The sequence below is a fragment of the Blautia faecis genome (assembly GCF_027662325.1).
GTDB lineage: Bacteria > Bacillota > Clostridia > Lachnospirales > Lachnospiraceae > Blautia_A > Blautia_A faecis.
In genome coordinates this window covers 1-5,365 of sequence record NZ_JAQDKY010000026.1, presented here as the reverse complement: position 1 = coordinate 5,365, position 5,365 = coordinate 1, and the positions used below count along the sequence as shown (strand labels likewise).

Sequence of the window (5,365 nt, the reverse complement as noted above, 5' to 3'; positions counted from 1 at the left end):
TTATGCCTGTGCAATCGGATTCCCAGACAAGTGAGTGGTATAGTTATTTCGAAAACGATGTACTAGTCTTCATAAAGGAGAAAACATGGAAAAAGATACCACTCAGTTTACAAAATCGGAGCATACTGCCGCCAGACGGCATTCCCTGGGAAACATCCTTGTCTACCTGCTGCTTACCATCTGGGCTCTGGTCGTACTGTTTCCTTTTTACTGGATGCTTCTTACCTCTGTAAAAAGCTACAGTTCCTACAACGCAGAGCACATTCCCACCTTCTTTACACTGACGCCCACCCTGCAGAATTATGCAGATGCCTTTACAGCAGTGCCCCTGGGAAAATATCTGCTGAACACACTGATTTTCACAGTTGCCACCACTGCTATTATGATGGTTGTGATCACACTGTCCGCCTTTGCTTTCGCAAGGCTTGAATTCAGAGGGAAAAATCTGGCTTTCACTTTATTCCTTTCCCTGATGATGATTCCAAACGAACTTGTGATCATTACCAATTTTGTGACCATCACCAACCTGGATATGCGGAACACCTTCCTTGGGCTGATCCTGCCATCTGTCACCTCTGTATTTTATATTTATCTTCTGAAAGAGAATTTCGAACAGGTACCGGATGAGCTTTACCGTGCAGCCAAAGTGGACGGAACCTCAGATCTGAAATACCTTTGCAAGGTGATGATTCCCATCTGTAAGCCTACCATGGTCACCATTGCTATCCTGAAGGTAATCGAATGCTGGAATTCCTACATTTGGCCAAGACTGATCACCGATGACCAGAACTACTATCTGGTTTCCAACGGAATCCAGGAGATTCGCGAAAACGGTTTCGGTCGTGAAAATGTCCCTGCTATGATGGCGGCGGTAGTTGTGATTTCCCTGCCCCTGATCATTTTGTTCCTGCTTTTCAGAAACAAGATTATGTCAGGAGTTTCAAGAGGAGGTACAAAAGGATGAGACTATTCAGACAAAAACATCCTGGAGCGTTCCACAAAAAGCCCTTCCTGCTTTTTTCCCTGGCTGCCCTTTCTTCTGTGACTCTGCTTACAGGCTGTCATGGCGCGAAGGACCAAAGTGCCTTTACCATTCCCGGGGAATTTGACACCTCCAGAGATTACGAGATCACTTTCTGGGCCAAAAACGACACAAACAAAACCCAGACCGAAATCTATAAAAAGGCAATATCCGATTTTGAAGCCCTGTACCCCAATATCACCGTAGATCTTCGGCTTTACACGGACTACGGCAAAATCTACAACGATGTAATCACCAACATCGCCACAGGCACCACTCCGAACGTATGTATCACCTACCCGGACCATATTGCCACCTACCTTACGGGAAACGATACCGTTGTCCCTCTGGACGATCTGATGGCAGATTCCAGCTACGGACTTGGCGGTGATAAGCTTGAATTCGCCTCAGTGAAAAAAGATGAGATCATTCCCCGTTTTTTACAGGAGTGTTCTTTTTCCGGTCACTATTATGCACTGCCTTTCATGCGCTCCACAGAAGCCTGCTATGTAAATAAAACCTATGTGGAAAAGCTTGGATACACCCTTCCAGAAACCCTCACATGGGATTTTGTGTGGGAAGTAAGTGAAGCCGCTATGGCGCAAAATGCAGATGGAACCTACAAGGTCAACGATCAGAATGTGCTGATTCCATTTATTGACAAGTCCACAGACAATATGATGATTGAAATGCTAAAGCAGAAAAATGCAGGATATTCCACTGACAGCGGAGAGATCCAGCTTTTTAACGACACCACGGCAAGTCTGCTGGATACCATCGCGGAGCATGTAAAAACCGGTGCTTTTTCCACTTTTAAAATTTCCAGTTATCCGGCTAACTTCCTGAATGCAGGGCAATGTATCTTTGCCATTGATTCCACAGCAGGCTCCACCTGGATGGGTACAAATGCCCCTCTTGTGGACATCAGTTCTGATGCTCTGGTGGATTTTGAAACAGAGGTTATGACCATTCCGCAGTTTGATCCGGATAATCCGCAGATGATTTCACAGGGACCTTCTGTATGTATCTTCAATAAGAAAGACCCTCAGGAAGTACTGGCCTCCTGGCTCTTTACACAGTATCTGCTCACAAATGACGTACAGACCGCTTATTCTGAAACGGAAGGTTATGTGCCGGTTACCAGCAAAGCCCAGGAATCCGACCAGTATCAGGATTATCTTTCCAGGGAAGGGGAAGACAATTCCACTTACTACGATGTAAAAATAAAAGCTTCCAGGCTGCTCCTTGACAATGTAGAGCACACTTTTGTTACCCCTGTATTTAACGGCTCCGCTTCTTTACGTGATGCTGCAGGACAGCTGATTGAAAGCGTGACCAAATCTGTCCGAAGAAAACAGGAGATTGATGATGCCTATATTGATAAACTTTACAGCGATGTTACCTCCCTGTATCACCTGGATCAGATTTCTTCTGAGCAGTCCTCCGGGAAAAAAGAGCTTGGACCTCTTCCCGCAGAATCCAGAATTCTTCTTGGAAGTCTGGCAGTAGTCTGGGGTCTGATTCTTCTTTATCTTTTACTTGAACGATTAAAGAAGAAAAAAGGTTACTGTTCACTTCGTTCACAGTAACGCGCTTCGCGATGCACAGAAATCATGCATTCGCATGATTTCGCGCCGCAATTCTCGGGTTTTCTGTGAACTTTGTTCACAGAAAACGCCTCGCGGAACGTTACCAGTGAACAGTAACGAAAAAAGCGTAATATTTAAGCTTGATTTCCCCATAATTTTGTTTATAATAAAAGTGATTGTGTACAATCGTTTTTGACAGATGACTTTACACTCACCTTGTCAGACATCTGAATTTACGTACCCAGAAAGGAGATACTATGAAAAAAAGACTTGTATTACTGATGGCGCTCTCTCTTACATTTGCATTCCCGGCAGCTGTTATGGCTGAGGATACCACTGCTGCAGAGGAAACTGCTGATGACACAGAAGCAGCTGACAGCACTGCAGAAGATGCAGATGTGAAATCCGAAGGTGTTATGACCCATGACGAATACCTTGCAGCAGCTGTTGATGACGAAGTTACCATCGAGACCTATGTACAGGCAAAGCAGTCCTGGTGGGAAGATAAAGCTACCTTCTATACCCAGGACAAAGATGGTGCATACTTCATTTATAATATGCCATGCTCCGAAGAAGACTATGAGAAGCTGGTTCCGGGAACCAAGATCAAAGTAACCGGATATAAGGCAGAATGGTCTGGCGAGATTGAGGTTGCAGATGTTTCCTCTTTCGAGATTGAGGATGGCGAATACATCGCAGAGCCGCTTGATGTAACAGATCTTCTTGGTAAGGACGAGCTGATCGATCATCAGAACGAGCTGGTATCTTTCAAGGGAATGACCGTAGAAGCTGCCGGACAGGATGCTGACGGAAACGATGTAGCTTACCTTTACAATTACGATGGATCCGGTTCTGAGGGAGATGACCTTTACTTCAACGTTTCCCTTAACGGCGAAACCTATACTTTCACAGTAGAGTCTTATCTCTGTGACAAAGACAGCGATGTTTACAAAGCCGTAGAAGCTCTGAACATTGGCGATAAGATCGATATGGAAGGCTTCCTGTACTGGTATGAGGGCGTAAACCCGCACATTACATCTGTTACAGCAGCTGAATAATTTCACATAATTCCAGACAAAAAACACCCGGGCACAGCTTCCTTTATGAAGCACGTATGCCCGGGATTTTTTATCCGATTTTTGTGTTCCTGTATACATGTACCCAATATATAATTTCCACCACTGCCGTAATTCCCCATGAGAAAATGTACAGCAGATATAAAGACGGAATCGTCTTAAAGTGGGCAAACACCGTATTTACCCATACCATTCGGAAAATACAGGATCCTATAATTACAATAACCGTCGGAATAACACTCTTTCCAAGAGCACGGGAAGCCGCAATGGCACTGTCCATAAATGCAGAAAATCCATAACTAAATCCCATAATCGTAAGTCGTTTCATTCCGGCATCCACAACCGCAAGATCATTGGTAAAAAGACCCAGGAACTGTCTGCCGAAGATAACCAGTGCAATACCACCTATAGTTCCAATTCCAAAGGAATAAGCTAGGCTGACCAGATAACTGTTTCGCACTCTTTTTCTTTTCCCTGCACCGTAATTCTGCCCCATAAAGCTTCCGCAGGCTGTATAAAAAGCAGCCATGGAGTCATACAAAAGAGCATCTGCATTTGCCGCAGCGGAATTACCTGCCACCATTGTAGCATCAAAGGTATTGACGCCTGCCTGGATAAATAGATTTGCCACCTGAAAAATACCGTTTTGCAATCCTGCCGGAAGACCGATCTGGATGAGGTATCCTGCCATTCTCTTGTCAAACCTCAGTTTGGAAAGACGAAGTGCATAATCCCCGCCCACTTTTATCAGAGCCCGGAGGATTAGAAACGCAGATAAATACTGGGAAATAATACTTGCAGCTGCAACACCTGCCACATCCATTTTACAGACAATTACAAAAAACAGATTCAATACTATATTTACAATACCAGCTGCACCCAGATAATACAAAGGCTTCTTCGTATCTCCAAAAGCACTGCACACCGCATTACCAAAATTATAAAGAGCCATTGCCGGCATTCCCAGAAAATAGATCCTTATATACAGTACTGCACCATCCAGAAGTTCTTCCTTGGTATTCAACAGCTCCAGAATTCCTTTTGAAAAGAGCAGTCCAAAGATCAGTACGATCATCCCCGCAGCCATACTTACCAAAAGAGCCGTATGTATCGTCTTGATCGTACTTTCTTTATCCTTCGCTCCGAAAAATCTTGCCACCAGAACATTGGTACCGCCGCCCATACCGATCAGAAAGCCCGTAAAAAGAGTTACAAGCGTAGTAGTGGATCCCACTGCCCCCAATGATAAAGAGCCCGCAAACTGACCAATAACCGCGATATCCGCCATATTAAACAACACCTGCAAAAAGTTGGTCAGCACCAGAGGGATACTAAAAAACAGCATTTTCCCCCAGATAGAGCCTGTGGTCAGGTCCTGTCTGTCCTCTTTCATTTCAATTCTTCTCCTTCGTCAAATCCAAAATTTTTTCCGTTAGTACACCTCGAAACTGTTCAGAACTTTCAATGCAACTCGCACCCCTTCAGATCAAGCCAAACCTATTTTGCACCGGAATTTTGTGCGCAAATAAAGCTCTTGAATAAATCAAGAGCTTTAAGAGGTGCCACCCAGATTTGAACTGGGGATAGAGGTGTTGCAGACCTTTGCCTTACCACTTGGCTATGGCACCATATTATTTAGTTCTTCGCCGAAGCGAATGACTCCAAGGGGATTTGAACCC

General features: G+C 44.6%; 4 protein-coding genes and 1 tRNA gene. 3 read left to right on the top strand and 2 right to left on the bottom strand.

Annotated features, from left to right (window positions below):
• Window positions 1–85 precede the first annotated feature (85 nt).
• From PGQ38_RS12325 to PGQ38_RS12315, 3 genes are all read left to right on the top strand, one after another.
• Window positions 86–964, top strand: coding sequence for a carbohydrate ABC transporter permease (locus PGQ38_RS12325; protein WP_118583645.1), 879 nt, complete (start codon window positions 86–88; stop codon window positions 962–964).
• Window positions 961–2,610 carry an ABC transporter substrate-binding protein gene (locus PGQ38_RS12320; RefSeq protein WP_148463139.1) on the top strand — a complete coding sequence of 550 codons (1,650 nt, stop codon included), beginning with the start codon at window positions 961–963 and terminating at the stop codon, window positions 2,608–2,610. Before PGQ38_RS12325 ends, PGQ38_RS12320 begins: the two co-directional genes overlap by 4 nt.
• Window positions 2,611–2,867: 257 nt before the next feature.
• Window positions 2,868–3,668, top strand: coding sequence for a hypothetical protein (locus PGQ38_RS12315; protein WP_173717580.1), 801 nt, complete (start codon window positions 2,868–2,870; stop codon window positions 3,666–3,668).
• Between the two features lie 70 nt (window positions 3,669–3,738).
• Here the strand turns inward: PGQ38_RS12315 and PGQ38_RS12310 are convergent, their stop codons facing one another.
• Together PGQ38_RS12310 and PGQ38_RS12305 are read right to left on the bottom strand one after the other, a co-directional pair.
• Window positions 3,739–5,079, bottom strand: coding sequence for an MATE family efflux transporter (locus PGQ38_RS12310; RefSeq protein WP_204453392.1), 1,341 nt, complete (start codon window positions 5,077–5,079; stop codon window positions 3,739–3,741).
• A 164-nt stretch (window positions 5,080–5,243) separates the two neighbouring features.
• A tRNA-Cys gene (locus PGQ38_RS12305) sits at window positions 5,244–5,314 on the bottom strand.
• Window positions 5,315–5,365 lie beyond the last annotated feature (51 nt).